This is a genomic window from Roseateles sp. P5_E11, from assembly GCF_054049355.1.
This window is the reverse complement of the sequence record NZ_JBFUMO010000025.1, coordinates 1-25160: the sequence shown is the minus strand read 5'-3', so window position 1 is coordinate 25160 and position 25160 is coordinate 1. Positions and strand designations below refer to the sequence as shown.

General features: G+C 69.3%; 27 protein-coding genes and 1 pseudogene. 13 read left to right on the top strand and 15 right to left on the bottom strand.

The genetic code is table 11. The features are described 5' to 3' along the window. Nucleotides 1–677, bottom strand: a 677-nt coding sequence (locus tag ACXJKR_RS03815) for a TonB-dependent receptor plug domain-containing protein (protein ID WP_457320872.1), incomplete at its 3' end; no start/stop codon positions are given. A gap of 380 nt (nt 678–1057) precedes the next feature. On the opposite strand from ACXJKR_RS03815, the gene ACXJKR_RS03810 reads away from it, so the two are divergent. The 3 genes from ACXJKR_RS03810 to ACXJKR_RS03800 are packed head-to-tail and all read left to right on the top strand — an operon-like array spanning nt 1058 to nt 3151. Continuing rightward, nucleotides 1058–1819: a UPF0149 family protein gene (locus ACXJKR_RS03810; protein WP_457320870.1), complete on the top strand. Its 762-nt coding sequence runs from the start codon at nt 1058–1060 to the stop codon at nt 1817–1819. Between the two features lie 45 nt (nt 1820–1864). Beyond that, on the top strand, nt 1865–2347 hold the full coding sequence (locus tag ACXJKR_RS03805) for a hypothetical protein (RefSeq protein ID WP_457320868.1): 483 nt from the start codon (nt 1865–1867) through the stop codon (nt 2345–2347). Between the two features lie 39 nt (nt 2348–2386). Further along, entirely contained in the window at nt 2387–3151 is a 765-nt protein-coding gene (locus ACXJKR_RS03800; protein ID WP_457320866.1) for a metallophosphoesterase, read from the top strand. Nucleotides 3152–3173: 22 nt separating this feature from the next. Here ACXJKR_RS03800 and ACXJKR_RS03795 read toward each other — a convergent pair whose 3' ends face one another. Next, the gene (locus ACXJKR_RS03795; RefSeq protein ID WP_457320864.1) at nt 3174–4142 is read right to left on the bottom strand and encodes a DMT family transporter; all 969 of its coding nucleotides are present in this window, start codon (nt 4140–4142) and stop codon (nt 3174–3176) included. 55 nt (nt 4143–4197) lie between these two features. Between ACXJKR_RS03795 and ACXJKR_RS03790 the strand changes: the two genes are divergently transcribed. Continuing rightward, nucleotides 4198–4869 (top strand): hypothetical protein, encoded by a 672-nt coding sequence (locus ACXJKR_RS03790; protein WP_457320862.1) that lies wholly within the window; start codon nt 4198–4200, stop codon nt 4867–4869. Here the strand turns inward: ACXJKR_RS03790 and glpD are convergent. Beyond that, on the bottom strand, nt 4853–6337 hold the full coding sequence (glpD, locus tag ACXJKR_RS03785; protein ID WP_457320860.1) for a glycerol-3-phosphate dehydrogenase: 1485 nt from the start codon (nt 6335–6337) through the stop codon (nt 4853–4855). The genes ACXJKR_RS03790 and glpD overlap by 17 nt on opposite strands. A gap of 22 nt (nt 6338–6359) precedes the next feature. On the opposite strand from glpD, the gene glpK reads away from it, so the two are divergent. Then, nucleotides 6360–7826, top strand: a complete 1467-nt coding sequence (gene glpK / locus ACXJKR_RS03780) for a glycerol kinase GlpK (protein ID WP_457320858.1) — start codon at nt 6360–6362, stop codon at nt 7824–7826. 41 nt (nt 7827–7867) lie between these two features. Further along, nucleotides 7868–8188, top strand: coding sequence for a hypothetical protein (locus ACXJKR_RS03775; protein WP_157281859.1), 321 nt, complete (start codon nt 7868–7870; stop codon nt 8186–8188). Nucleotides 8189–8247: 59 nt separating this feature from the next. Here ACXJKR_RS03775 and ACXJKR_RS03770 read toward each other — a convergent pair whose 3' ends face one another. Continuing rightward, entirely contained in the window at nt 8248–9108 is an 861-nt protein-coding gene (locus ACXJKR_RS03770) for an oxidoreductase (RefSeq protein WP_457320856.1), read from the bottom strand. Nucleotides 9109–9213: 105 nt separating this feature from the next. On the opposite strand from ACXJKR_RS03770, the gene ACXJKR_RS03765 reads away from it, so the two are divergent. Then, nucleotides 9214–10107 (top strand): LysR family transcriptional regulator, encoded by an 894-nt coding sequence (locus ACXJKR_RS03765; RefSeq protein ID WP_457320854.1) that lies wholly within the window; start codon nt 9214–9216, stop codon nt 10105–10107. On the opposite strand, the gene ACXJKR_RS03760 is transcribed toward ACXJKR_RS03765, so the two are convergent. Both ACXJKR_RS03760 and ACXJKR_RS03755 read right to left on the bottom strand, forming a co-directional pair. Beyond that, nucleotides 10096–10416 (bottom strand): DUF805 domain-containing protein, encoded by a 321-nt coding sequence (locus ACXJKR_RS03760; RefSeq protein ID WP_457320852.1) that lies wholly within the window; start codon nt 10414–10416, stop codon nt 10096–10098. The two genes, ACXJKR_RS03765 and ACXJKR_RS03760, sit on opposite strands and share 12 nt — an antisense overlap. A gap of 65 nt (nt 10417–10481) precedes the next feature. Beyond that, nucleotides 10482–11060, bottom strand: a complete 579-nt coding sequence (locus tag ACXJKR_RS03755) for a TMEM165/GDT1 family protein (RefSeq protein WP_457320851.1) — start codon at nt 11058–11060, stop codon at nt 10482–10484. 85 nt (nt 11061–11145) lie between these two features. Here ACXJKR_RS03755 and ACXJKR_RS03750 point away from each other — a divergent pair, with 85 nt between their 5' ends. Continuing rightward, nucleotides 11146–11541, top strand: coding sequence for a VOC family protein (locus ACXJKR_RS03750; RefSeq protein WP_457320849.1), 396 nt, complete (start codon nt 11146–11148; stop codon nt 11539–11541). Nucleotides 11542–11771: 230 nt separating this feature from the next. Next, nucleotides 11772–12467 carry a helix-turn-helix transcriptional regulator gene (locus ACXJKR_RS03745; protein ID WP_056200736.1) on the top strand — a complete coding sequence of 232 codons (696 nt, stop codon included), beginning with the start codon at nt 11772–11774 and terminating at the stop codon, nt 12465–12467. 173 nt (nt 12468–12640) lie between these two features. Here the strand turns inward: ACXJKR_RS03745 and ACXJKR_RS03740 are convergent, their stop codons facing one another. The 8 genes from ACXJKR_RS03740 to ACXJKR_RS03705 form a co-directional block, all read right to left on the bottom strand. Further along, entirely contained in the window at nt 12641–13027 is a 387-nt protein-coding gene (locus tag ACXJKR_RS03740) for a DUF488 domain-containing protein (protein ID WP_457320847.1), read from the bottom strand. Nucleotides 13028–13040: 13 nt separating this feature from the next. After that, the gene (locus tag ACXJKR_RS03735; RefSeq protein WP_457320845.1) at nt 13041–15848 is read right to left on the bottom strand and encodes an ATP-binding protein; all 2808 of its coding nucleotides are present in this window, start codon (nt 15846–15848) and stop codon (nt 13041–13043) included. After that, nucleotides 15838–17829, bottom strand: a complete 1992-nt coding sequence (locus tag ACXJKR_RS03730) for a ferritin-like domain-containing protein (RefSeq protein WP_457320843.1) — start codon at nt 17827–17829, stop codon at nt 15838–15840. Before ACXJKR_RS03730 ends, ACXJKR_RS03735 begins: the two co-directional genes overlap by 11 nt. Nucleotides 17830–17966: 137 nt before the next feature. Then, nucleotides 17967–19070, bottom strand: a complete 1104-nt coding sequence (locus ACXJKR_RS03725) for an acyltransferase family protein (protein ID WP_457320841.1) — start codon at nt 19068–19070, stop codon at nt 17967–17969. A 219-nt stretch (nt 19071–19289) separates the two neighbouring features. Then, entirely contained in the window at nt 19290–19838 is a 549-nt protein-coding gene (locus ACXJKR_RS03720) for a CoxG family protein (RefSeq protein WP_056200716.1), read from the bottom strand. Nucleotides 19839–19928: 90 nt separating this feature from the next. Further along, nucleotides 19929–20243 carry a BON domain-containing protein gene (locus ACXJKR_RS03715; RefSeq protein WP_056200713.1) on the bottom strand — a complete coding sequence of 105 codons (315 nt, stop codon included), beginning with the start codon at nt 20241–20243 and terminating at the stop codon, nt 19929–19931. A gap of 117 nt (nt 20244–20360) precedes the next feature. Continuing rightward, nucleotides 20361–21608, bottom strand: coding sequence for a vWA domain-containing protein (locus tag ACXJKR_RS03710; RefSeq protein WP_457320838.1), 1248 nt, complete (start codon nt 21606–21608; stop codon nt 20361–20363). Between the two features lie 3 nt (nt 21609–21611). Further along, a complete protein-coding gene (locus ACXJKR_RS03705; RefSeq protein ID WP_457320836.1) occupies nt 21612–22511 on the bottom strand; it encodes an AAA family ATPase in 900 nt (299 codons plus the stop codon). A 145-nt stretch (nt 22512–22656) separates the two neighbouring features. Between ACXJKR_RS03705 and ACXJKR_RS03700 the strand changes: the two genes are divergently transcribed. Genes ACXJKR_RS03700 through ACXJKR_RS03690 form a run of 3 tightly spaced genes read left to right on the top strand, consistent with a single transcriptional unit; the run spans nt 22657 to nt 24344 of the window. Then, entirely contained in the window at nt 22657–23544 is an 888-nt protein-coding gene (locus tag ACXJKR_RS03700) for a hypothetical protein (RefSeq protein WP_457320834.1), read from the top strand. Nucleotides 23545–23583: 39 nt separating this feature from the next. Beyond that, nucleotides 23584–23802 carry a hypothetical protein gene (locus ACXJKR_RS03695; protein WP_056200707.1) on the top strand — a complete coding sequence of 73 codons (219 nt, stop codon included), beginning with the start codon at nt 23584–23586 and terminating at the stop codon, nt 23800–23802. Continuing rightward, on the top strand, nt 23799–24344 hold the full coding sequence (locus ACXJKR_RS03690; RefSeq protein WP_457320832.1) for a DUF924 family protein: 546 nt from the start codon (nt 23799–23801) through the stop codon (nt 24342–24344). Before ACXJKR_RS03695 ends, ACXJKR_RS03690 begins: the two co-directional genes overlap by 4 nt. Here the strand turns inward: ACXJKR_RS03690 and ACXJKR_RS03685 are convergent. Further along, a complete protein-coding gene (locus tag ACXJKR_RS03685; RefSeq protein WP_457320830.1) occupies nt 24341–24631 on the bottom strand; it encodes a hypothetical protein in 291 nt (96 codons plus the stop codon). The two genes, ACXJKR_RS03690 and ACXJKR_RS03685, sit on opposite strands and share 4 nt — an antisense overlap. Nucleotides 24632–24789: 158 nt before the next feature. Between ACXJKR_RS03685 and ACXJKR_RS03680 the strand changes: the two are divergent. After that, nucleotides 24790–25160 (top strand): annotated as a pseudogene (locus ACXJKR_RS03680) (hypothetical protein); the annotation flags it as partial.

The following is a 25160-nucleotide window of genomic DNA, read 5'->3' as shown; positions in this document are numbered from 1 at the left end:
ACATTCCATTGGTCGCTCAGCTTGCCGGCATAGACGCCGTCGACGCGCTTCAAACTGCCGGTGCCGGTCGTCACGCGCAGGCTGGCCTCGGGGTTGCGGCCGTCCTTCTGGATGAAGTTGACCGTCACGCCCGGCTGGCCGCTGCCGAAAATGGGGCTGGGGCCGCCGCGCAGCACTTCCATGCGGTCGATGGTGTCGTCCAGGCGGAACAGCTGCGAGTGCTCGAAGAAGCTCAGCGTGGGCAGGTGGTAGAGCGGCGCGCCGTTGAGCTGGAAGGTCGAGTAGGGGCCGTCGCCGGGTGTCGGGAAGCCGCGCACGCGGATGTTGGCGCCGGCCTGGCCGCCCGAGGTTTCGACGAAGACGCCTGGCACGGTCTTCAGGATGTCGGCCGTGCTGGTGGGCGCGGCCTGCTTGATCTGCTCTTCGGTGGCGGTCGTGATCGAGAAGCCGGCTTCGAGCTTGCGCACGCCCTCGCGGCGCGCCGTGCCGGTGACGACGACGGCGTCGAGTTCCTTCAATTCGGGGGACTGTGCGGCAGGTTTTTCCGCAGGCTTGGCGGCGTCTTGCGCGAACGCGGCGCCACACAGGGCGGCGGCGGCCAGCGCGATCAGCTGGGGACGAAAGGCGGTGCGAACGAGGCGGACGCCGGCGCGCGGCGCGGCATGGGGGCTCAGCATGGGTGGTCTCCGATGGTTGTTGTTGTGGAATCGCTGAACAAGTCCCTCGCGTGCGGCGCATCCCTGCTTTGGGCGGTCTGCGGCGTTGCAAATGCTCGCCATAGCCAAGCTATGACTGCGCTTTGCGCCTTGCAGCCCATACCAAACCAGGGCGCGCCGCATCGCGGTGACTTATTCAGCGATTCCGATCCCGAAAGCCAGCGCGGCCGTCGCCACTTTCGATGGACCGGACTTTGATGGCAAATGTTATCGATGTCATTTGGGTTTTTACCAATGTGGCTGATCGTTGACATCGATGACATGTATTTCGGTTCTAGGGAGTTGAACGTTTTCGGCGCGGCGGCTTGCCCGAAGGGGGCAAACCCCGACAATCCGCGCCCATGAGCACCCAAGACCTCACCGACGCCGAGTTCGCCGAACTCGACGAACTCCTCGCCGCCACGCCCGAGCCGCTGCAGCCGCTGGACGCCTCCATGCTCGATGGCTATCTGTGTGGCGTCATCGTGCAGCCCCGCCTCATCGAGGCCGACGAGTGGCTGCCCAATATCTTTGACTACGACGGCGGCCTGCTGCCCGAGACGGTAGACGCCGGCTGGCTGGACAAGCTGACCCAGCTTGTCGAGCGTCGCCATGCCGCCCTGAACCGCGGCCTGGCCGAAGATGGCTGGTTCGATCCCGTCATCCTGGAGGTCGATGAGGAACAGGAACCCGACCCGCTGCCGGAAGACGCCAGCGAGGAAGAGCGCTCCGCCCGCGCCAGCTACGACGCCCTCGGCCCCTTGTCGCGCGCGCTGATGCCCTGGGTTGCCGGCTTCCAGCATGCGGCGCTGTGCTTTCCCGAGTTGGCCGACATGCCCGACGACGCGGTGTCCGCCGCGCTCGCGCGTCTGTACCGCCATCTGCCGGCCGAGACGGCCGAGGAGAAGGAGGTCGTCGCAACACTCAACCGCGAGCATCCATTGAAGGATCTGGACGATGCGATCGAGGAACTGGTTGTCACGGTGGCCGACCTCGCCGACCTGACCGAGGCCGAACGCTACCGTGTCGACACCATCAAGCGCGACACGCCCAAGGTTGGGCGCAACGATCCCTGTCCTTGCGGCTCGGGGCGCAAGTACAAACAGTGCCACGGAGCCAACTAGTCTCCGCGGCGTCTGCTGGACCACGACGTCGACAAGGTATTGGTTGTGCCGAGCGTACTGGAAGCACTCGATGAGCTGCTTTCGGCATCGGATGCGGATTCGATGCGTTGGAACGATGGCGGAGAACATGAGCGTGCGGCTGAGATGCTCGGCATGCTCCAAGAGGCACAGTGGCAAGCAGTATCAAGCCTGGTCGATGCGCGACCGGCTTCCTGGCGGCAATGCTTGGCGTCTGTGCTTGGACCACACCAGGGCAATGCTGCTGCTCAATTGCTGCTGGAGCTCACCAACGATTCAGACGGAGAGGTTGCGTTTGAGGCGCTCTCAGCAGTCGCCTTCTATTGCGGTGTGAACAGCTCTGCCGATGGCGTATTCGTCGACATGTCCATTCAAATCCCTGCGTTCCTGTCTCTCGCGCGGACTTCGATGTCTCTGAGGCAGGCAATTCAACGACTCTCTTCTGATGGCTCTGGCCCGTTTCCATTTGTTGCGCGCTTTCGTCTGCTGGCTCGCGAAATCGCTGCATGAGGCTCACGTAGTGCGTGACCGACAAAGGAAGACGGTTGCATGAAGTTTCAACTGCTCTCCGACCTGCACCTCGAAACGGAGTCCTACCAGCCCATCCCCGCGCCGGGCGCCGAGCTGCTGATCCTCGCCGGCGACATCGACACAACCTGGCGCAGCTTCGAGCTKTTCCGCGGCTGGCCGGTGCCGGTGCTGTTCGTGCCCGGCAACCACGAGTACGACCGCCGTGACGTGGACGAGGCGCGTGAGGCCCTGCGCGCTCACGTCAAGGCCGTCGGCCTGCAGATGCTGGACGACGAATCCATCGTCATGACCGACGCCCAGGGCCGGCGCGTGCGCTTTATTGGCTGCACGCGCTGGTGCGACTTCGACGCCTTCGGCCCTGGCGGCCGTGATCGTGCGATGCGCGCCGGTGGCTACTTCCAGAACGTCATGCAGGCCACGCGCCATGGCGAGGTCTTCGGCGTCGAGGCGGTGCGCGAACTGGCGCTGGAGAGTCGCGCCTGGCTGGCCGGCGAACTCGCGCGCACGGGTGACTGGGACGCCACGGTGGCCATCACCCACTTCGCACCCAGCCTGAAGAGCGCCGACCCGCGCTATGGCCGCCAGCCCGGCACGGCCAGCTTCTGCAACAACGATGAGGAGTTGCTGCCTGGCGCGCAGCTCTGGGTGCACGGCCACCTTCACTGCCGCCACGATTACCGCATCGGCGACACGCGCGTCGTCAGCAACGCCCGCGGCCACATGAAGCGCGGCGAGGCCGATGGCTTCGATGGCCAGCGCRTGTTCGAGGTCTTCGCGGCCTGAGACTTGCGCCGTGGCGGCCCGATCAGGCCGCGTGCTTCACCGGCTTGATGCGCAGAGCCCAGACGACGCCGGCGATCAGCAAGGCCACGCCGGCCAGGGTCGCTGGCGGCGGCATGCGCTGCTTCCACGCAAACGCGTAGGCCAGCGCGGCCAAGGTCTCGAAGACGATGAGCTGGCCCGACAGCGAGGTCGGCAGACGCTGGCTGGCCTCGTTCCAGCACAGCGTGCCCAACCAGGATGAGCACAGGCCGATGGCCGCCATCAGACCCACGTACGCCAGCGGCCTGTCGCCGAGCGGAAAAGCGTAGTCCGCGGGAATCAGCTTGCCCGGCGCCATCAGGTACGCGAGCGCCAGCAGCAGCAGGCCCACCAGCGCCATCGGCAAGGTGACGAGGCCTTGCGCCGTCGCCCAAGCCCTGGGGCTGCGATCACTGTGCGCGCGCAGCCAGTCGGCATTGCGGATCGGATACCAGGTCCAGCAGGCCACCGCGGCGATGGCCAGCAGCGCGCCCTCGGCATAGCGGCGCGGGTCGCCGGCCTCGGCTTGCAGCACCGCCAGCTCGTCGCGATTGACGCAGGCCAGGCCCGCGGCGATCAGCAGCAGCGACGGCGTCAGCTTCGCCCACGGCAGATGGCCGTCACGCACGCGGTTGCGATGGTTGGCGCAGATGGCGATGACGACCGGCAGCGTGCCGATGATCATGGTTGGCAGCGGCGCGCCGGCGCGCTGGATGGCGGCCGACAGGCAGAGGTAGTACAGGAAGTTGCCGATCAGGCTGAGCTTGGCCGCCTCCCACCAGTCACCCGGCCGCAACTCGCGCAGCGCGCGCCGGTCCAGGGCCAGGGCCAGTGGCACGGCGATCAGGCCGAAGGCCAGGTAACGGCCCACCGTCAGCAAGGCGGGCGCATAGCCCGGCAACATCACGGGCGCGACGAACACCAGCCCCCACATCAGCCCGGCAGCGAGGGCGAACAACAAACCAAACAGCATGGCCGGCATCATCACCCATGCCTTCGTCACACCGGGGCGCTAGGCTCTTTCCCCCATGCGCCCCGCCTTCGTCCTCAGCCTCGCCCTGGGCGCCTGCACGGCCCAGGCCGGTCGGCCGCTGCAGGCCGAAGACGCCGCCGTCATGGACCCGCAGGCCTGCGAGATCGAAGGTGCCCATGGTGACTGGCGTTTGGGCGAAGACGGCCAGCGCCAGACCAGCCTGCAACTCGGCTGCGGCATCGGCTGGGGTACCGAGGTCGCGCTCAACATCATCCGGCCGCGCGAGCTGGCGCTGAACGGCAAGACCCTGCTGGCCAGCGCCGCCTGGGCCGATGGCGACGCCCAGCTCACGCTGGCGTGGAGCCTCTCGCATCGCCATGTCGAAACCGTGTGGCGGCGCAGCAGCGCGGGGCTGATTTTGGTTGGCAGCGTGCCGCTGACGCGCGAGCTGTCCCTGCATGCCAACCTGGGCCACCAGCGCGACGAGATGCTGCGCCGGCGCAGCACCACCTGGGCCCTGGCCGTCGAGCATGGCGGCTTCGGCGAGGGTGGGCGCTGGCAGCCCATGGCCGAGGTCTTCGGCGACGACCGTGGCCGGCCCTGGGCCAATGCGGCGTTGCGTGTGGCGCTGCTGGCCGATCGCGTGTTTGTCGATGCGTCCTATGGCCGGCAGTTCGCAGGCGCTCGCGCCCGGCTGAAGACTGTCGGCTTCAAGTTCGCGTTTTGAACCAGGCCGCCACGGCCTCGCGCTGTTCGGCGGTGTAGTGAAGGCCGAGCTTGCTGCGCCGCCACAGCACGTCTTCGGCGCTGGTGGCCCATTCGCTCTCCACCAGATGGCGCAGTTCGGACTCAAACAGGCCCGGCGCGATCTCGGCGCCAGGTGGCGCAGCCAGCATCTCGCGAGCTTTGCTGCCATAGGCGCGGGCGATGCGGCGCACGCCGGGCCGCCCCTGGTGCGCGGCTTGCAGCTCGGCGGCAAAGGCGTCGATGTTCACGCCATGTGCGCCGAGGTCGCCACCGGGCAGCGTGGTGCCGGCCGTCCAGGGCTTGCGCGCATCGCCCAGCAATTCGCCGAGCTGGGTCGCGCCGTCCTCGGCCAGCTTGCGATAGGTCGTCAGCTTGCCGCCCCAGACATTGAGCAGCGGCGCACCGCCGTCCTTGTCGGCTTCCAGCAGATAGTCGCGCGTCACGGCTGAAGCCGAGCCGCCTTCGTCCAGCAGCGGGCGAACGCCGGCATAGGTCCACAGCACATCGGCGGGCTTCACCGGCTGGGCCAGATAGCGGCTGGCCTGCTCGCAGAGATAGGCGATCTCGTCTTCGGCGATGGTGGCGCGCGACGGCGGGTCCTCATGCTCGGGCAGCTCGACGTCGGTCGTGCCGATCAGCGTGAAGCGATCCTGGTAGGGGATGGCGAAGATGATGCGGCCATCGGCGTTCTGGAAGATGTAGGCGTGGTCGTGGGTGAAGCGCTGGTCGACGACGATGTGGCTGCCCTTGACGAGGCGCAGGCCGCGCGCCGGCAGCGGCTGGGCATTGCCGCTTTGTGTATGGTCGCGCAGGAAGCGCTCGGCCCAGGGGCCGGCTGCATTGACCAGGGCACGTGATCGGAACTGGCGGCCCTTTTGCAGCGTGACCTGCCAGCCGTCTGCGCCGCGCACGGCCCGGGTCACGGCGCAGCGCGTCAGCACTTCGGCGCCGCGGGCTTGGGCGTCCTGGGCGTTCAGCACGACGAGGCGGGCGTCGTCCACCCAGCCGTCGGAATAGACAAAGCCGCGCGTGAATTCTGGCTTGAGCGGCGCGCCATAGACGCTGCCCGCCAGCCGCAGGCCGTGCGAGCCCGGCAGCAGCTCGCGGCGGGCCAGGTGGTCGTAGAGGAAGAGGCCGATGCGGATCATCCAGGCCGGGCGCAGATGCGGCGCATGCGGCAGCACGAAGCGCAACGGCTGGATCAGATGAGGCGCGCTCCTGAGCAGCACCTCGCGCTCCTGCAACGCCTTGCGCACCAGCGAGAACTTATAGGTCTCCAGATAGCGCAGCCCGCCGTGCACGAGCTTGGTGGACGCCGAAGACGTGTGCGAGGCCAGGTCATCGCGCTCGGCCAGCAGCACCCGCCAGCCGCGCCCGGCCAGGTCGCGGGCCAGTCCCGTGCCGTTGATGCCGCCTCCCACCACCACCACGTCAAAATCGTCCACCATGCACTCACTCTAAGGGATGGTGATGGACGCCTTGCTTGCGTTGGACCAGGGAACCTCTAGTTCGCGCGCTCTAGTTTTTGGCCGCGACGGCCGCTTGCTCGCCTCGGCCCAGCGCGAGCTGCCCCAGCATTTCCCCCAGCCGGGCTGGGTGGAGCATGACGCCGAGGAGATCTGGACGCATCAGGTTGAATGCGCCCGAGAGGCTATGGCCAAGGCAGGTGTGAAGGTCGCGGCGATCGGCATCACCAACCAGCGTGAGACCGTCGTGCTGTGGGACCGCAAGACTGGCAAGCCCCTGCACAAGGCCCTGGTCTGGCAGGACCGCCGCACGGCGGCATTCTGCGAACAGTTGAAGTCCCAGGGCCTGGAGCCGCGCGTGCGCGAGCTGACCGGCCTGGTGCTCGACCCGTATTTCTCGGCCACCAAGCTGCGCTGGCTGCTGGACCACGTGCCCGGCGCCCGCGAGCGCGCGGCCCGCGGCGAGCTGGCCTTTGGCACCATCGACAGCTGGCTGCTTTGGAAGTTGACCGACGGCAAGGTCCACGCCACCGACGCCAGCAATGCCTCGCGCACGTTGATCTACGACATCCACCGCGGCGACTGGAGCGACGAGCTGTTGGCGGCCTTCGACATTCCGCGCAGCCTGCTGCCCGAGGTGCGGCCCTCGGCCGGCGTGTTCGGCCAGGCGGCCGAGTTCGGCGTCCCCATCGCCGGCATCGCGGGCGACCAGCAGGCGGCTCTCTTCGGCCAGGCCGCGCTGCAGCCCGGCCAGGCCAAGAACACCTATGGCACCGGCTGCTTCCTGCTGATGCACACCGGCCACCAAGCGCGCACTTCCACGCAAGGCCTCATCACGACGCGCGCCGCTCAGGTGGACGCCACCGCGCAATACGCATTGGAGGGCAGCGTTTTCGTCGGCGGCGCCGTCGTGCAATGGCTGCGCGACGGCCTGAAGGCCATTGGCGGCAGCGGCGAGGTGCAGGCGCTGGCCAGCAGCGTGCCGGACGCCGGCGGTGTCATGTTCGTGCCCGCCTTTGCGGGCCTGGGCGCGCCCTACTGGCGGCCCGATGCGCGCGGTGCGCTGCTCGGTCTCACGCGCGGCACGACCCAGGCCCACATCGCCCGCGCGGCGCTTGAGAGCATCGCCTTCCAGAGCGCGGCTGTGCTGACGGCCATGAATGCCGACGTCAGTGCCAGTGAGCGACTCACCGAGTTGCGCGTGGACGGCGGTGCGAGCGCCAACGACCTCTTGATGCAGTTCCAGGCCGACCTGCTCGGCATCCCGGTGCTGCGCCCCAAGGTCATCGAGACGACGGCCCTGGGTGCAGCGCTGTTGGCCGGGCTGGGGACCGGCCTTTACGAGTCCACCGAACAGATTGGTGCCATCTGGCAACTGGACCGAGCTTTCGAGCCACGCATGTCGCGGGACGAGGCGGGTGGGCGGCTGGCGGAGTGGGACAAGGCAGTAAGGCAGGTGTTGGCGGATTGAAGAAAAGGCCCACCTCTTAGACTCCAAACGTCCAGCGCCTCATGCTTAGAAAAACACCACAGGATGCTTTGCTGTTCGAGTTCGGCTGCTATTACATAGCGGACGAATTTCCTTGGCAGGGCCCGTTTCAAACATGGGCGCGAGACTCGGCCGAGCGCCTGGCGAACTTGGTAGAAAAAGAGGAAGTCGCCGCCCTTGTCAGCCTCCTCCTTGAAATGGCCGGCAATCGAAGGCATCCCATGGTTTTTGCGCTGGAGCAGGAGACGCATATCGACTGGAGCGAAGACGATCGCTTTTGGCAGGTCTTCGCGGACTTGGTTACGTTGATTGCTGCTGCCTTGTCCAGCACAAGAACCAGTTAGCGGCAGCCAGCGGTTGCTGCACCGGCTCGCTGGTGCGTTGCAGTGCTAGGTAGCTGAATTCACTGACCTTTCGAATCCACCGCCGTCGCCCGCCCAACACCCTCCCACGCCGCCAGATCCTTCAGCAACTGCTCGCTGTGCCCGCGCACCGCGTCAATCGCATCCGCCCCCAACTGCAGCCGCAACGGCGTGACCTCCGCGCGCAGCGCCGCATCAATCGCCGCCGCCGCCTTGTCCGGGTCGCCGGCTTGCGTCCCATCCATGCCCTTCGCAAAGCTGCGCGTGCCGCCGACGATCTCGTCGTAGGCCGCCAGCACGGGCATCTGGCGCAGCACGTCGGCGCCCGCAAAGCCGGTGCGGAAGGCGCCGGGCTCGACGATCAGCATCTTGATGCCGAAGGGCGCGACTTCCTGGGCCAGGGCTTCGGACAGGCCTTCCAGTGCGAACTTGGAGGCTGAGTAGGCGCCGAAGCCGCCGAAGGACATCTGGCCGCCCATGCTGGAAAGGTTGACGATGGCGCCGCGGCGCTGCTCGCGCATGGCCGGCAGCATGGCGCGAGCGACGGCGACAGCGCCGAAGAAGTTGGTTTCCATCTGCGCGCGCAGCTCGGCGTCGGGTGTCTCCTCGACGGCGCCGACGATGCCGTAGCCGGCGTTGTTGATCAGCACGTCGATGCGGCCGAAGCGGGCCAGCGCAGCGACCGTGGCGCGCTCGGCGTCGCCGGCGGCGGTCACGTCCAGCGGCAGCACGAGGACGCGGTCGGGTGCGCTGTCGGCCAGTGCGGCCAGGCGCGCCGGCTGGCGGGCCGTGGCGACGACGTTGTAGCCCTGAGCCAGGGCGTACTTCGCGAAGGACAGGCCAAAGCCGGACGAGGCGCCGGTGATGAACCAGGTGGGGCGGATGTTGGTGGTTGCAGTCATGGTGGGCTCCGTGGGGTGGTGGGTTGCGACGGGATTCAGTGTCTCGAAACGATGTGATCGGATAAAGGCGCTTGAATCGCATGGGCCATGCGATATGGTTCATGAATGAACCGCGAATTGCTGGCCCATCTGCCCATCGTCGTTGCCGTGGCCGACAAGCGCGGCTTTGCGGCGGCTGCCCAGGCACTGGGGATGAGCGCCTCGGCCGTCAGCCATGCGGTGCGCGTGGTGGAGGATGCCCTCGGCGAGCCGCTGTTTGCGCGCACGACGCGCAGCGTGGCGTTGACCGAGGCTGGCGTGCGGTTTCTCGCCAGCGTGGGGCCGGCCTTGGAGGACATCGGCGCGGCCGTCGAACACCTGGGGGCCGCCCGCGGCGAGGTTGGCGGCGTACTGAAGCTGAATTCCTCGCGTGTCGCTTCGCAAATGGTGCTGCCGCCGTTGCTCGCGAAGCTGGCGGTGGCCCACCCCAAGTTGACGGTGGAGGTGCACGACAACGATGCCCTCGTGGATGTCGTCGCCGGCGGCTTCGACGCCGGCATCCGGCTGGGCGAGCAGGTGCAGCAGGACATGGTCAGCGTGCGCCTGACGCCGCCCTTCTCGGCCATCCTCGTCGCCTCGCCGGACTATCTCGCCCGGCGCGGCGCGCCGGCCCGCGTGGCCGAGCTGGCGGCGCACAACTGCATTGGCTTTCGCCTGCTGGCCGCCGGCAGCCTCTACGACTGGGAGCTGCGCGAGGCCGGCGAGACGGTGGCCGTGCGCACGACGGGCAGTGCCGTCATCACGGATGCCAGCTTCGCGCGCGACCTGGCCCTGGCCGGCGTCGGCATCGCCTACATCTTCGAGCCGCTGGTGCACGCGGAACTGCGCAGCGGCCGTCTGCAGCAACTGCTGCCCGAGTCGGCCTTCGAGGAGCCCGGCCTCTTCCTCTACTTTCCGCGGCGCGCAGCGTTGGCGCCCAAGCTGCGCGCCTTCATCGACGCCGCCCGCTCAGGCGGTTGATTCGGTCGCCTCACCGCTTTCCTGGGCCAGGAAGACGATCAGCACGATGAAACCGATGAGGGGGATCAAGCCGATCAGCTGCCACCAGCCGCTGCGGCCGGTGTCGTGCAGGCGGCGCGTGGCGGCGGCCAGCTGAGGCAGCAGCGTGCCCAGCAGGAAGATGATGTTGAGCCATTGGCTGAACATGCCCAGCACGAAGCTCGCGCCGAAGACGAACAGTGCGAACCACCAGTACTCCGAGCGGCTGGCGCGGCCCGAGAAGTCGACGTATTTGCTGAAGCAGGTCTGGACGGATTCCTGGAAGGTCATGGCCTCTCCCCGAGGTGGTGTTGAGTCGCCGGCATGCTAGGGCACCAGCCGGACCTCGCCACCCCTCAAAAACCCAGGCTTTCGCCCAGGCCGGCCAGCGTCGCGATGCCCAGGCTCGCAAAGATGACGGCGGCCACCGTGTGCACCAGCTTGACCGGCAGCTTCTGCGCCAACTGATCCCCCAGCAGCACCGCCGGCACGTTGGCGATCATCATGCCGGCCGTCGTGCCGGCGACGACGCCGATGAAGTCGGCCGGGAAGCGCGCCGCCAGCGCCACGGTGGCGATCTGCGTCTTGTCGCCCATCTCGGCCAGGAAGAAGGCGATGACCGTCGTCACGAAGACGCCATGGCCTGGCTTGGGCGTGTCGTCCTCGTCGAGCTCGTCGGGGATCAGCATCCAGCCCGCCATCGCCAGGAAGGACAGGCCGAGGATCCAGCGCAGCGCCATCGGGCTGATCAGGCCTGTCAGCCAGCTGCCTAACGCGCCCGCAGCGGCGTGGTTGAAGACGGTCGCAACGAAGATGCCGAGCACGATGGGCACCGGCCGCCTGAAGCGGGCCGCAAGCATGAAGGCGAGCAGCTGCGTCTTGTCGCCGATCTCGGCGAGGGCCACCAGGCCGGTGGCGATGAGGAAGGCTTGCATTGCGGCGGATTTTCTCAGCCGCTCCTGACACGCGCTGACAGCCAACCCGGCGCAGCATGCGGGCATTGCACTTCAGGAGACCCACATGAACTTCGCCTACACCCTCGTCTACGTGTCCGACGTGGCCGCGTCCCTGGCCTTCTTCGACAAGGCTTTCGGCCTCAAGAAGCGCTTCCTGCACGAGAGTGGCGCCTATGGCGAGGTCGACACCGGCGGCAGCGGCACCACGCTCGCCTTTGTGGACCACGCAACCGCCCGTGACAGCGTGCAGCACGACTACGTGGCCGCCGACGCGAGCCCGCAGCCGCTGGGCATGGAGATCGGCTTCACGGTGACCGACGTGCAGGCTGCCTATGACCAGGCCGTCGCCGCCGGCGCCCGCGCGCTGGCCGCACCGGTCACCAAGCCCTGGGGCCAGACGGTGGCCTATGTGCGCTGCCCGGACGGCACGCTGGTGGAACTTTGCACGGCCATGGGCTGAGATTTCCCTTTCACGGGGCGGCTGTGCCCCGGCACGGCGCGCGCCGTGAATAGCTGGTCTTGAGCCAGGGAAGCCAGTGGGGCGCTGATGGCGCCCAGCGTGGCCAGTTCGGCGCCGCGGGTACCGCGGGCCTGGAAGGAGGCGTAGATGGCCATGATGAAGCTCGACGTTGTTGTCGGTGACACGTGTCTTCTGCAAGGGGCATGCCCGGTCCCGCACAATGACCGGTTATGCGCCGCGCAGACCGCCTCTTCCAGATCGTCCAGCTCATCCGCGGACGCCGCCTCACGACGGCCGACTACCTCGCGAGTCGCCTCGAGGTGTCGATGCGCACCGTCTACCGCGACATCGCCGCGCTGGGCCAGCAGGGCGTGCCCATCGAGGGCGAGGCGGGCGTCGGTTACCGCATGCGGGCAGGCTTTGACCTGCCGCCGCTGATGTTCAGCAAGCAGGAGGCCCAGGCCCTGGTCGCGACGGTGCGCATGGCCGAATCGCGGCTGGATGCGGCGTTGGCCCGCCAGGCCGAGAACGCGCTGTCCAAGATCCTCGCCGTGCTGCCGCTAGACGCACGCGCCGCGGCCGAGAGCCTGGCGCTGTATGCGCCGCTGCCGGCCCTGGACCCGGCCACCAGCGCCCACCTGACGGCCATGCGCGAGGCCACCGAGGACCGGCGCAAGCTGAAGGTGGGTTATCTGGACCTGGGCGGTGTGAAGAGCGAGCGCATCGTGCGCCCGCTGGCCTGCCTGTTCTGGGGCCCGGTCTGGACGCTGGCTGCCTGGTGCGAGCTGCGCAATGACTTCCGCAGTTTCCGCGTCGACCGTGTCGAGACGCTGGAGGTGCTGGAGGAGACCTTCCGCGACGAGGCGGGCAAGACGCTGGCGGACATGAACCGCAAGCGCGAGGCGCAGGACAACGGCGGAGCTTGAAATGGAGCCCCTCGTCCAGTCTCGCGCCGCTGAACGCGGGCGTGCCTGACCGGTCCCCCGAGGGGACGGCGATGCTTGCGGCATCGAGCCGCAAGCACATCGCCTAACGCGGGCCGGCTCGGGAGCGGCCCAGCGCTCGGCCCGCAATTCGACACCAGCATGCCGCCGGCGAGTTAAGTACAGCGCGCGCCCTTGTCCTCAAGCAGCGCGCGCAACAGGGGGCGATGGCATCTCGCCTCATCCTCGCAATAGCAGCCCACCGAGAAATTCGTCTGCGCCGACAGCGTCGCCAACAAGCTCAGCGCATGTTGGGCCTCGGGCTCGGCCATCTCGGCGCTGTACTTCTTCTTGAAGATCTTCCACTCGGCGTCTGTCTCAGCCGCCTGGCCGAGCTTCATGGCCTCAAGACTGGGCGCGAGATTGGGGAACCAGACGTCGTAGAAATCGCGTGACGCGAACTCCGCCTTGGGCACGCCGCGCGGCGGGCGGCGCACGGTGCCGATGCGCGTGCCTTCGTTCTGGGCGCGCGGGCTGCCGAGCCTGACGATGCGGATGGGCATGGCGGTCGTCCTTTCAGGGCTGGCGCCCCAACACGCGGATCACTTCTTCTTCGGCCACCGGCTTGGCGATGAAGCCGTTCATGCCGGCGGCCAGCGCGGCCTGGCGTTCCTGGTCGAGCACGGCGGCCGTGAAGGCGTGGATGGGCAGCTGGGCGGTGATCGGGTCGGCGCGCAGCAGCTGCGTCGCCTTCAGGCCATCGACCTTGGGCATGTGCAGGTCCATCAGCACGCCGTCCAGTCGCCCGGCCTGCTCGCGCGCGAGGCAGACGGCCTGCTCGCCGTCCTCGGCCTCAACGACCTCGGCGCCCAGGCGCTGCAGCAGGGCCGTGATGATGAGGCGGTTGACCGGGTTGTCCTCGGCGACGAGCAGGCGCTGGCCGGCCAGCGGGTAGCGCGGCGGCATCGGGATACGCTTGCGCGCAGCGGTGTCGTCGATGGTCAGGGCCGTGGGCAGGGCCAGCTCGGCCCAGAAGCTGGAGCCATTCGCGCCGTCGCTCTGCACGCCGACGCGGCCCTGCATGCGCGCGGCCAGCTCGCGGCAGATGGAAAGCCCCAGGCCGGTGCCGCCAAAGCGCCGCGTCGTCGAGTCGTCGGCCTGGGCGAAGGGGCGGAACAGTCGACTCTGCAACTCCAGCGGCACGCCGATGCCGCTGTCCGCGACGACGATGCGCACGCGGCCTTCGCCGGCCGACGACAGCTTCAGCCGGATGTGGCCCCGCTCGGTGAACTTCAGCGCGTTGACGAGGAAGTTGGCCATGATCTGGCGCACCCGCAGCGGGTCGCCGATGACCAGGCGCGGCAGGCCTGGTGCGAGTTCGATCTGCATGTCCAGGCCGCGCTCGCGGCCCAGTGCCGCGCAGCCTTCGAAGCCGGCCTGGGCCAGCGCGTGCAGGTCGAACTCGATGGCCTCCAGCTCGAGATGACCCGCCTCGATCTTGGACAGGTCCAGCACGTTGGAGACGATCTCATTGAGCGACTCGGCCGCCGCCACGAGGTGGGCCAGGTACTGCGGCCGGCGCTCGTCGGGCCCGGCCTGCTGCAGCAGGCGCGCCAGGCCCAGCACACCGTTCAGCGGCGTGCGGATCTCATGGCTCATCGTCGCGAGGAAGGCGCTCTTGGCGTGGCTGGCGCCTTCGGCCTGCTGCTTGGCAGACCGCAGCTCGCGCTCCTGGCGGCGGCGTTCGGTGACGTCCTCGGCCACCCAGAGCGTCGCGTGGTCGCAGTCCTGGTCGTTGCGGCCTTCGCTGCGGCCGGCCAGCGTCGTTGGCAGGCCGCGGGCGTTGAACTGCACGGTGATGCGCCGGCCATCGGGGCGGATGAAGTCGCGCTCGAATGCCAGTGCGGCGCTGGCGACCTCCTGGGCCGAAGGCAGGCAGGCGTGGCCATCGGCCAGCTGCGGCTCGGTGCCGCCRAAGATCTCCTGCCAGTGGCGATTGACGCGCTCGAAGCGCTCGCCGCGCGTCAGCGCGATGCCGACGCTGGCGTGGTCGAGGATGGCCTCGGCCTCGATGCGCGCGCGCTCGCGCTCGGTGATGTCGCGGGCGATCAGCATGGTGGCCGGCTCGCCCTCCCAGTCCAGCGTTGCGGCCGACACGAGCACGTCACGCCACTCGCCGTGCACCAGCAGGGCGGAGCGGAAGTCGCGCACGATGCCTGACGCGGCCAGCTCGGCGGCCAGGCGCCTGGGCTCGCCGCTGTCGGGCCATAGGCCGAGCTCACGGCCCGAGTGGCCCATCAGCTCGTCGCGCGACAGGCCCACCAGGGCACAGAAGCCGGAGTTGGCGAAGCGGATGCGGCCGTCTTCCATATGGGCCACGCAAATGGCGTCGGGACTGGCGCGCAGCACGCGGTCCAGCATGTTGGCGGTGCGCTGGTGCTGCTGCAGCGCCAGGCGCTCGCCGGTGATGTTGTGGCTGACGCCGCGCCAGCCAATGTGGCTGCCGTTCGCATCGAAGACGGGCTCGCCCGAGCCCAGCGTCCACAGCAGCCGGCCGTCGGGCGCGCGAAAACCGTTGATGCGGTCGCGGTAGGCGCGCTTGGCGCGGATGTCCTCCAGCAGGCCGGGGTAGTCGGCGTCGCGCACGAGCATGGCGCCGCCGGGCTCGCCCATGCGCAGGAAGTCTTCGCGCTTGTGGCCGGACAGGGCCTCGAACTCATCGGACAGCATGGTGACGCGGAACTTGGCGTCGGCTTCCCAGGCCCAGTTGTGGGCGGCCTGCACGAGGCGAGCCAGGCGGGCCTCCTCGCCGATGGCGCGCGCCAGTGCCGTGCCCAGGATGCGGTTGAGCAGCAGGGCCGAGGCCAGGCCGCTGGTGGCGATCAGGAAGTGGGYGACGACGCGATCGATCAATTGCGGCTGGCGCGGCGCGCTCAGTCCCAGCAGCAGGCCCTGGGCTTCCATCGCGGCCAGCACGCCGATGGCGGCGAGGTAGAGCACGGTCAGCACGGCTGCCGCCGCATTGCCGGCCACGCCGCCGCCCAGCGCGATGACGAGGGCGCCGGCCGCGAGGATGACGGTGTGCACGCCCAGGCCGATATGGGCCGCGTGGGCGACGAGGGCGATCAGCGTGCCGCCGAGGATCAGGGTTGTGGCCAGCCGCGCGCGGCCGGCGCGGCACAGCAGCCAGCCTGCGCCGCTGACTGCCAGCAACGCCAGCCCGACGACGAGGCGCTGGCTGCCCCACAGCGCGCGCAGGCCGAGGGMGGCCTCGCCGGCGCCGATCAGCGCGGCCACGGTACCCACGACGCCGACGATCCAGATCAGCGTGCGCGCCGCCATCTGCTGCAGCGCGCTTCGGGTGTCGCTGGCGTCAGTCGGCACTGAAGCCATTGCGGGCATGCGTGCCGTCGCAGAAAGGTTTGGTCTGGCTGCCGCCGCAGCGGCACAGCCGCGCCTGCGCGACGCGGCAGACCATGCGGCCGGTGCCGCTCAGCACCTCGATTTGGCCGCGCAGCTGTAGCGGGCCGTTGGGCTCGGGCTCGATGTCGATGCGGCCGTCGCGCGTGGCGGGCATGTCGGTGGGCAGGCCCAGCAGACCGGTCTCGGGCTCGCCAGTCGCGTCGAAGTGGATGTCGTGATGGCTGCCGTCGCAGAAGGGCTTGTTCTTGCTCGCGCCGCAGCGGCACAGCGTGGCGCGCGTGCCGATGGCCTGGCCGCGCAGCACCAGCTCGCCGCGTATGCCATAGGGGCCGGCCTCGCGCACCGACAGCAGGTTGACGGGCGGCGGCGCCTCGTCGTCTTCACCGTCCTTGCGGCGGTACTGGATGGCGCCCGAGGGGCAGGCATGGGCAATGTCGACGAGGCGCTCGACGGGCATGGCGTCAGGGTGCAGCCAGGGGCCTTGCACATTGGCGAGAAAGACCTTGGGCGCGCCGGTCACGCAGAAGCGCGCATGGATGCAGCGCTGGGCCTCGAAGCGCAATTCGAGCTTGTCGCCCTGCACGATCTCGATGCCGTCGACGGTCTCCGTGGGTGGCGGGGGCGGTGCTGCCGCGGCAGGTGCTGCGGCGGGCGCAGCGGCGGGTGCAGGCGCGGCGACGGGCGCGTTCAGGTCCAGCCCGCGCTCGGCGCGTTCGCGCAGCGACTGCAGCAGGCGTGCCGCGCGGCCGCTGCGTTCGGCCCCGAGCTCGGCGTGCAGGCTGGCCGCTGCGTCGGCGATCTGGCCCAGGCGTTCGACGACGAAGCGCCGCGCGGCCGGCCCCGGTGGCAACGCTGCCGCGTCGCGCAGGGCGGTGAAGCTGACGCCGGCGTTGCAGCCCGGATTGCTCGGGCCGGCAGGCAGCCGCGCGGCATGCTCGGCCAACGGTGTGAAGGCGCGCATCAGGCAGATGCCCAGATCCACCATCAGGCTTTTCTCGGCCGACGGCCCGGGCAGCAGATAGCTCTGGGCCAGCAGGCGCAGCATCAGGCCGTAGCTGGCGTTGGCGATGTCCACCGTCGCCGCCGCAGCCGGGTTCTCCAGCCAGACCCGGCCCTCGGGCCGCGGCGGGCGGCGCAGCACCGGGTTGGTGGCGGCCGGCCAGGCGGGCTCGAAGCCCGGGTGGGTGGCGCGCAGCTGGGCCAGCTCCTCACGGATGGCGGCGAAGCGGTGGTAGTGAGAGGTCGCGCTGTCGCTGGGGGCGCCCTCACCCTGCTGCACGATGGCGTCGAAGGCCGCCAGCGCCGTCTTGGAGCACAGCACATGGCGGGCGCCGCCGAGGTTGAGCTCCTGGGGCCCGAGCTGCAGCCAGCGGTTGCCGCAGAAGGCCACGGCCTCGCCGTGCAGCTCGACAAAGGCGCGCAGGTCGGCACTCAGCGTGGCGTAGAAATGGCCGACGGTGTCGTAGTCGCGCGCCATCGGCGTGACGCGCGGTGCCGTCGAGCCGCGCGTGAACAGGCGCTCGGCGGCAAAGCCTTCGCCGTCCTCTTCAGCGCTGCCCTCGGGGCGCTCCAGGAAGATGAAGTGCTGCAGCGTCGCGTCATTGAAGGGCGCGAGCTTGACGACGACGCGGGCTGGCAGATTGCCGGGGTCGAGCGGGAAGTTGCCGCGGCCGATGCGCGGCGCGCCGCCCAGCGCCGCCGTGATGTTCCAGACCGCCACCAGGTGGCCCATTTCCTCGACGGCGACGGCGATGATCTCGCGCCGCCAGCGCTCGACGGCCTCGGCCTCGACGGCACCCAGCCCCTCGGCCTCGCCCTGCTTGAGGCTGAAGGCCGCGTAGAGATAGGTGCACATGAGGTTGTGCTCGAGCTCGGCGGCCTCGTAAAGGCTGTGCAGCAGTTGCTCGCGGCTGGGGGCCGCGGCCGGGGTTTGAATCGTCATGGAAGCGCGGCCTGGGACTAGCAGCGCGCGACATTAGCACGCAGTTGCGGGATGTCGGCGGTTGTTCGCGGCTACGGGCCGAGCGCCCGGTCCGCAAGCATCGCCCGTCCTCGCGGGACCGATCAGACCGCGCGCGTTCAGCGACGCGAGGCTGGGCGAGGGGCCCACTGCAGGCGCGGCAGCCATGCCAGTGGATCGAAGCGGGCGGCCGGCGCCTCCACCCAGCGGTGGAAGGGCACGGCCAGGCCGTTGGCCAGCAGCCAGGTGGCCACGAGCAGCACCAGGCCGGCTTCGGGTGTCGCGCCCGGCAGATGCGCGAGCAGGGCGTTGCTCAGCAGCAGCACCGGGAAATGCAGCAGGAACAGTGCGTAGGAGGGCGTTGCGGCGCTGGCGAAGGCCGAAGCCAAGGCGGCCGGCAGCAGCTGACGGCCCTCGGCATGGCGGGCCTGCGCCCAGGACAGCCACAACGCCGTGGCCAGCGCCAGGGCGAGGCGGTCGCGCCATTCCACCATCAGCGCGGCGCTCACGGCCACTGCCAGCAGCAGCAGGCCGGCGCGGCGGTGACGCGACAGGCCCAGCCAATGCACGAGAGCGCCCAGGCCATAGGACGCGAAGAAGTAGGGCGCGTAGGCGTCGAGCTCCGGCTGGCGGTTGAACACCCAGGCCGAGGCCAGCGCGGCGGCCGTGACGAGGACGGGGCCGACGACGAGACGGCTTGGATGCCGCCAGCCGCGCCGTGCCAGCCACAGCAGGCCCACGAGCAGGGCAAACAGCTGCAGGTCGATGGCCACATACCAGGCGCCCACGGTCAGCGCTTCGTAGCCCAGCACGTCATGCAGCAGCAGCGCATGAGCGAGAAGCTGGCCGACGCTGATGTCGGCGGGCACCAGCTCGGGCCAGGACGAAGCGATGAGGCCGGAGATGCCCAGTGTCAGGGCCAGCGCCGCCAGGAAGGGCAGCACCAGCCGCAGATAACGCCGCCACAGCAGCTCGGGCACGGCGGCCTGCAGGGCCTGTCCACGCGGCGACAGGCCGCGCGCGCTGAGATAGCCGCCGACGACCAGGAAGATCTGCACCGACATGCGCCCGTACTGATGCATGGCACCGGCCAGCAGGGGCAGGGCGGCGTGGGCGGCGCGGGCGATCGGCCCGTAGCTGACCAGGTGGTGCAGCACGATGATCTGTGCCGCGAGCGCCTTCAGCACGTCAAGATGGGGCAGTCGGCCGGCGGGGCTGGACATGATCAATGCGGCCCAGCCGCTGGCACGCGCTGACGCACACCCCGGGAGGGCGGCGAGCGAAGTGGGTGCGGGGGCTGTGGATTCATTGCACAAAAAGAACGGGCCTGCGCAGGCAGGCCCGTTGTCTCGGACATGTGAAATTGTACCGGTGGCGCGCTGGGGAAATCCCCATGGTGTTTCAGCTGGTCACGAAGAGGTGCTTGTTCTTTGCAAACCGCCTCACCCGAACCAGCGGCGCAGCCAGGCGCGCAGGCGCTGCAGCGCGTGGCGGCGCTCGGCCGGCGCGGCACTTGCGGCGAGGGCCGGCGCGGCGGCTGGCGGATGGCGCTCAACCAGCGCGGCCTGCAGGCGGATGAAGAAGTCCTGGGCCAGCTTTTGTGCCGCCGCATCGACCAGACGCGAGCCGATCTGCGCCACCTTGCCACCGACGCTGGCCGTCACGTCATAGCTCAGCACCGTTTCGCTGGGCGACACGGCCTGCAGCTGGACGAATGCTTGGCCCTTGCCATGGCCGGCCGCGCCGCCCGAGCCCTCGAAGCCGATGCGGTAGCTCTGCGGCGGCGTCAACTCGGACAGTTGCAGCTTGCCCTTGAACCTGGCCTTCACGGGCCCGATGGACACGGCCATCAACAGGTCAAAGGCGTTGTCGCCGGTCGACGTGAGGGCCTCACAGCCGGGCACGGCGGCCTGCAGCATCGCGGTGTCGTTCAGCGCGGCCCAGGCCTGAGCCTGGGACACGGGCAGATGCTGCTGGCCGGTCAGATTCATGCACCGATTCTGACCGTCGGCCCGGCCAACAAAAAGCGCTGCCCGCCAGACAGGGCCTGACGGGCAGCGCGGGAGGCCGGGGGGCGCTGTTTACTTGACGGTCAGCTGGTTGTCGACCGACTTCACGCCGTCGACCGCCTTGGCGATGGCTTCGGCGCGGTCCTTCTCGGCCTGCGTGGCGACCTTGCCGGTCAGCTGCACATAGCCGTTGGCGTCGGTCTCGACGTGAACCATGGCCAGCGACGAGATCTTGCTGGTGGCGAGCTGCGTCTTGATCTTGGTCGTCACGACCGAGTCCTTGACCCAGGCCTTGGCCGCGCCGGGCGGCTTGTCATCGGCATGGCCGACCAGCGGCGTGACCAGGGCAGCGGCGACCAGCAGCGAAGCGAGTTGCGAAATCTTCATGACTCTTCCTTTCAATCGGAAGCGGTAGCACTGGATGCGCACCGCCGAAACCGAAATCTAAGCAGTGGGACGGCCCGTGCAGGGCGGACGTTGCGCCGCCTGCCTGTAGGACGTGGGCTATCGCTTCAGGGCGTCGAGCAGACGGTCGATGCTGTCGAGGTCGTGCACCGGCAGATGGCGAGTCACCTGGGGCAGCAGTGCCTTCACGCCGGCGGCGCGCGGCTGGAAAGCCTTGAAGCGCAGCAGCGGGTTCAGCCAGATCAGCTCGCGGCAGCACAGGCGCAGCCGCTCGGCCTCGAAGGCCAGGTGCGAGCCGCCGTCCTCGGCGTCGCGTTCCAGGCCATCGGTGACGAGCAGCACCGTGGCCGCGCCGCCGCCCAGCACGCGGCGCGCCCAGTCGCGGTTGAAGGCGTGCAGGCTCTGGCTGATGCGCGTGCCGCCGGCCCAGTCCGGCACGGCGGCGGACACGGCGGCCAGCGCCGCGTCGGGGTCGCGGGCTTTGAGCTGGCGCGTGATGCGCGTGAGCCGGGTGCCGAAGACGAAGGCTTCAACGACGGGGGCCTCGCCCGCGCCGCCGGCCGGATTCAACAGGCCCTGGGCCAGATGCAGCAGCACCCGCGAATAGCGGCCCATGGAGCCCGAGATGTCGGCCAGCAGCACCAGGGGTGTCGGGCGGCGGCGGGCGCGCTCACGGGTGGGCAGGGCGAAGTCGCACCGGGCCTCGGCGCGCAGCGTGGCGCGCCAGGCGATGCGGCCTTGCGGCGCGGGCGCATGGCGGCGCGTGAGCTGTTGCGCCAGGCGCGGCTGCAACGCGGCGAGGGCCTGGCGCGCGGCGGCCCATTCGGCGGCCGTCATCGTGTCGAAATCGCGCCGCTGCAGCAGCTCGCGGTTGCCGGCGTCCAGACGCGCCTCGATCTCGACCTGCTCGGCGCGCGGCGAATCGGCAGGCGCGCCAGGAAACAGCGCATCGGCCAGGCGCCGGTTCTCGGGTGGTGGCGGTGCGCCCGCACGGCCCTGGGCCTGCGGCAGTAGCAGGGCCATGATGCGGCCGAGCAGGTCGGGGTCGCGCCAGAAGACGTGGAAGGCCTGCTCGAACAGCGGCCGGTGCTCGGGCCGGTCGACCAGGCAGGCGGCCAGCGTCGCCTTGAAGTCGGCACGCGAGGCCAGGCCGCCGGCTTCCAGCGCCTGGGCGGCGAGCAGCAGCCGGTCGGTGCCGAGGGCCAAGCCGGCCGTGCGCAAGACGCGGCCGAAATGCACAAGGTTTTCCGCCAGATGGTGCCCCTCGGCCGGCGGGTACACCAGCCGATCCCCCGAGGGGATGCATGCCGGCTCGGGAGCGGCCCAGCGCTCGGCATGCGGGTCCACGGCTCAGCCCTCGACGCTCTGCCGCAGTTCTGCAAGCAGCCTTGCGGYCTCGCTCCCCTGCACGCGGGCGATGTCGTCCTGGTATTTCAGCAGCACGCCCAAGGTCGACTGCACCGTGGCCGGGTCCAGGCTGACGGCGTTCAGTTCGATCAGGGCACGCGACCAGTCCAGCGTCTCGGCCAGGCCGGGCAGCTTGTAGAGGTCGAGCTGGCGCAGGCCCTGCACAAAGGCGACGACCTGCGCGGCGAGCCGCCGCTCGATCTGCGGCAGGCGCGCGCTGACGATGGCGAGCTCGCGCGCGGCATCGGGAAAGTCCACCCAGTGATAGAGGCAACGGCGCTTGACGGCGTCGTGGACCTCGCGGCTGCGATTGCTGGTGAGGATGACMAGCGGTGGTGTGGCAGCCGTGAGGGTGCCGAGTTCGGGGATGGTGATCTGGAAGTCGGCCAGGAACTCCAGCAGAAAGGCTTCGAAGGGCGCGTCGGCGCGGTCCAGCTCGTCGATGAGCAGCACGGGCGCGGGCGTGATGGTGAGCGCCTGCAGCAGCGGGCGTTCGATAAGGAAGCGGCGCGCAAAGAGTTCGTCGGCCGTGCGTTCACGTTCGTGTGCCTGCGCGAGGCGGATCTCCAGCATCTGCCGCGCGTAATTCCACTCGTAGGCGGCCGCGGCCAGGTCCAGGCCTTCGTAGCACTGCAGGCGGATCAACGGCCGRCCGAGGGCCGTGGCGAGTGCCGCGGCAATGGCCGTCTTGCCGGTGCCCGGCGCGCCTTCCAGCAGCAAGGGCCGCGACAGGCGCAGCGCGAGGAAGGCGGCTGTCGCCAGCTCGCGCGAGGGCAGATAGGCCTGGGCCTCAAGGGCCTGGGCGACGGCGTCGATGCTGCTGTCCGGAGCGGGATCGGGCACGGCAGGCCTCATGGGTAGTTGGAGCAAGTATGCGGTGGGCTGCGCCTGCTTACATCTGGGCGGGGAAGTTTTGTGCCGCGGGCGGCGTTGTCGGGTTGAGGGACCGAAGCGTCCCGCAGCACTCGATATCCAACGGAGCCCGCTCATGAACACGTCCAAACTCTGCCTCATTGCCACCGCCCTGATGCTGGCCGGCATGGCCCACGCCGAGGAGGTGGCACCGAATGCCGACAAACGCGCCGTCAACCTCGCCGTGCAGCGCGATGGCCAGCGCAATCAGAGCGCGGCGGCGGCGGTCAGCCTGCCCGTGGGTGAGCGCGCCTGGGTGCAACTGGGCGCCGGCCAGTCGCGCAGCCACGACCTGGCCAGTGGCAACAGCGTCAAGCCCCGGCAGGTCGCGGTCGGTGGTGGCGTGGCCGGCAAGGCCTGGCAGGCCAGTGTGAACGCCAGCCAGCGCCGCGACGGTGAGCGCCTGCGCCAGACGGACCTGGCTACAGCGGTGGACTGGCGGCCGGCGGAGGGCGTCAACGTCGGTATCGATGCGGTGAAGCGCAGTGCCCGTGCGCGGGGCACGGTGGCGTCAGGCGGCGGCGCGGCCACGCCGGTCGAGCAGCGCCTGCGGGGCCATGGCCTGGGCGTGCACGGCGCGGTGGCGGTCACGCCGCGCCTGAGCGTCTACGGCGCCGTCATGCGCAACCGCTACACGACGAGCACGACGCAAGCGACGAACAGCGGCGGCCTGCTGGCCGGGGTGCCGCTGCTGGGCAACCGCGTGACGGCCATCAACCGCGACGAGGCGGCGCTGGACCGCAGCCACCAGCTCGGCGCCACCTACCGCGTCAGCGAGCGCGTGGCGCTGAACGGCGAGGTGATGCAGGACCGGCTGCACGATGGCGGCAACCTGCGCAGCGTGCAGATGAAGGCAGCCATCGCCGCGGGGGCTGGCTGGACCGTCACGCCAGGCGTCGGCCGCAGCCGCGGGCCCCAGGGAGGCGTGAACTACGGGTTGCTGGGGGCGAGCTACGCGTGGTGAGGCTCTAAGCTTGGGTCTTCACCCCATGGAAGCCCTGTTATGAACTTCGCCAAGATCGTCGGCGTACTCCTCCTCATCGCCGGCGCCGCCAGCCTGGCCACTGGCGGTTTCAGCTACACCAAGGACAGCACCGTCGTGAAGCTCGGGCCGCTGGAGCTGTCGGCCAAGCAGAAGGAGGAAGTCAATCTGCCGGTGTGGCTGGGCGTGGGCGCGATTGCGGTCGGCGGCTTGCTGCTGGTGTTTGGCGGGCGCAAATGAGGGCCACGCCTGACGACATCCTTCGCTTCTGGTTCCAGGAGATCAAGCCTGCGCAGTGGTGGACGGTGGACACCGCTTTCGACGAGCAGGTCCGCACGCGCTTCGGCGCCCTGCACGAACAGGCCAAGCGCTGCGAACTCTTTGCCTGGCGCGCAGTGCCCGAAGGTCGGCTCGCCGAGGTCATCGTGCTGGACCAGTTCGCCCGCAACATCCACCGCGGCACGCCCGGCGCCTTCGCGGCCGATCCGCTGGCCCTCGCGCTGGCGCAGGAGGCCGTCGCTGCCGGTGCCGACCTGGCCCTGCCGGTCGAGCAGCGCGCCTTCCTCTTCATGCCCTATATGCACAGCGAATCCGCCGTCATCCACGCGGCGGGCGAGCCGCTGATGAAGGAACGCGCGCCGCAGGGCACGCACGACTTCGAGCTCAAGCACAAGGCCATCATCGACCGTTTCGGGCGCTACCCGCACCGCAACACCATCCTTGGCCGCGCATCGACGGCCGAGGAGGAAGCCTTCCTGAAGCAGCCGGGATCGAGCTTCTAGACGTCGAGCTGGTAGACCGTCGCGGCCGCGCGCTCCTCGGCGCTGTGGCCGGCGAGGGCCTTGTTCCATTCGGGGCCGGAAGCGCCCGTCGACGACGACGCGTTGCGCGTCATCACGGCGACCTCTTCGGTGCCCGCATCGAATTCGCCGACCTGCTCGCGGCTGTCCAGAAAGAGCTTGGCGACCGGGCCGCCGCTTGACGCGATGACGATCAGGTAGCGGGAGACCTGGCGGTGCTCCTGCTGGTTGTGCMGTGATGGCAATTCGTGACCGAAGCCCTGGCTCATCTGGCCTCCTCGCCTGGTTGCAGGMTGCTCAAGTGCCGCCATTGTGCGCCGCCCGCCGCCGCAGTAACCCTGAAGACCAGGCGGCCTGGACATGATCCAATATGCGAATTGGAACCGATTCCAAACAGCGGCAACCAGAGACCTGGCGAGGAAGAGACATGCAGTGCAAGCGAGCGATGGTGGCCGTGCTGGCCGTGGGGTTGGCGGCTCCGGCTCTGGCGGTTGAGGTGCCGGACTTCGGCCCCAACGTGCATGTCGTCGACCCGGCGACGCCGGGCCTGCAGGCGCTGATCGACGGCATCTACGCCGCCCAGCAGCCCAACCATTTCGGCCCGCGCCGCGACGCCATCCTGCTCAAGCCGGGCACCTACCAGGACTTGCGCATTCCGGTGGGCTTCTACACGCATGTGCTGGGCCTGGGCGAGCATCCCGACGACGTCCACGTCATCGGCGATCTGCGCTCAACGGCCTTTCTGGATGGCGACAACGCGACGCAGAACTTCTGGCGCGGTGCCGAGAACTTCTCGGT

Bases quoted from the DNA above. Each gene is read 5' to 3' on its own strand.
- ACXJKR_RS03720 (WP_056200716.1), bottom strand. From the start codon at position 19,838: ATGAATCTGACCGGCCAGCAGCATCTGCCCGTGTCCCAGGCTCAGGCC.
- glpD (WP_457320860.1), bottom strand. From the start codon at position 6,337: ATGGTGGACGATTTTGACGTGGTGGTGGTGGGAGGCGGCATCAACGGC.
- ACXJKR_RS03695 (WP_056200707.1), top strand. From the start codon at position 23,584: ATGAACTTCGCCAAGATCGTCGGCGTACTCCTCCTCATCGCCGGCGCC.
- ACXJKR_RS03740 (WP_457320847.1), bottom strand. From the start codon at position 13,027: ATGCCCATCCGCATCGTCAGGCTCGGCAGCCCGCGCGCCCAGAACGAA.
- ACXJKR_RS03810 (WP_457320870.1), top strand. From the start codon at position 1,058: ATGAGCACCCAAGACCTCACCGACGCCGAGTTCGCCGAACTCGACGAA.
- ACXJKR_RS03745 (WP_056200736.1), top strand. From the start codon at position 11,772: ATGCGCCGCGCAGACCGCCTCTTCCAGATCGTCCAGCTCATCCGCGGA.
- ACXJKR_RS03765 (WP_457320854.1), top strand. From the start codon at position 9,214: ATGAACCGCGAATTGCTGGCCCATCTGCCCATCGTCGTTGCCGTGGCC.
- ACXJKR_RS03770 (WP_457320856.1), bottom strand. From the start codon at position 9,108: ATGACTGCAACCACCAACATCCGCCCCACCTGGTTCATCACCGGCGCC.
- ACXJKR_RS03715 (WP_056200713.1), bottom strand. From the start codon at position 20,243: ATGAAGATTTCGCAACTCGCTTCGCTGCTGGTCGCCGCTGCCCTGGTC.
- ACXJKR_RS03755 (WP_457320851.1), bottom strand. From the start codon at position 11,060: ATGCAAGCCTTCCTCATCGCCACCGGCCTGGTGGCCCTCGCCGAGATC.
- ACXJKR_RS03700 (WP_457320834.1), top strand. From the start codon at position 22,657: ATGAACACGTCCAAACTCTGCCTCATTGCCACCGCCCTGATGCTGGCC.
- ACXJKR_RS03690 (WP_457320832.1), top strand. From the start codon at position 23,799: ATGAGGGCCACGCCTGACGACATCCTTCGCTTCTGGTTCCAGGAGATC.
- ACXJKR_RS03730 (WP_457320843.1), bottom strand. From the start codon at position 17,829: ATGACGATTCAAACCCCGGCCGCGGCCCCCAGCCGCGAGCAACTGCTG.
- ACXJKR_RS03760 (WP_457320852.1), bottom strand. From the start codon at position 10,416: ATGACCTTCCAGGAATCCGTCCAGACCTGCTTCAGCAAATACGTCGAC.
- ACXJKR_RS03795 (WP_457320864.1), bottom strand. From the start codon at position 4,142: ATGCTGTTTGGTTTGTTGTTCGCCCTCGCTGCCGGGCTGATGTGGGGG.
- ACXJKR_RS03750 (WP_457320849.1), top strand. From the start codon at position 11,146: ATGAACTTCGCCTACACCCTCGTCTACGTGTCCGACGTGGCCGCGTCC.
- ACXJKR_RS03775 (WP_157281859.1), top strand. From the start codon at position 7,868: ATGCTTAGAAAAACACCACAGGATGCTTTGCTGTTCGAGTTCGGCTGC.
- ACXJKR_RS03790 (WP_457320862.1), top strand. From the start codon at position 4,198: ATGCGCCCCGCCTTCGTCCTCAGCCTCGCCCTGGGCGCCTGCACGGCC.
- glpK (WP_457320858.1), top strand. From the start codon at position 6,360: ATGGACGCCTTGCTTGCGTTGGACCAGGGAACCTCTAGTTCGCGCGCT.
- ACXJKR_RS03725 (WP_457320841.1), bottom strand. From the start codon at position 19,070: ATGTCCAGCCCCGCCGGCCGACTGCCCCATCTTGACGTGCTGAAGGCG.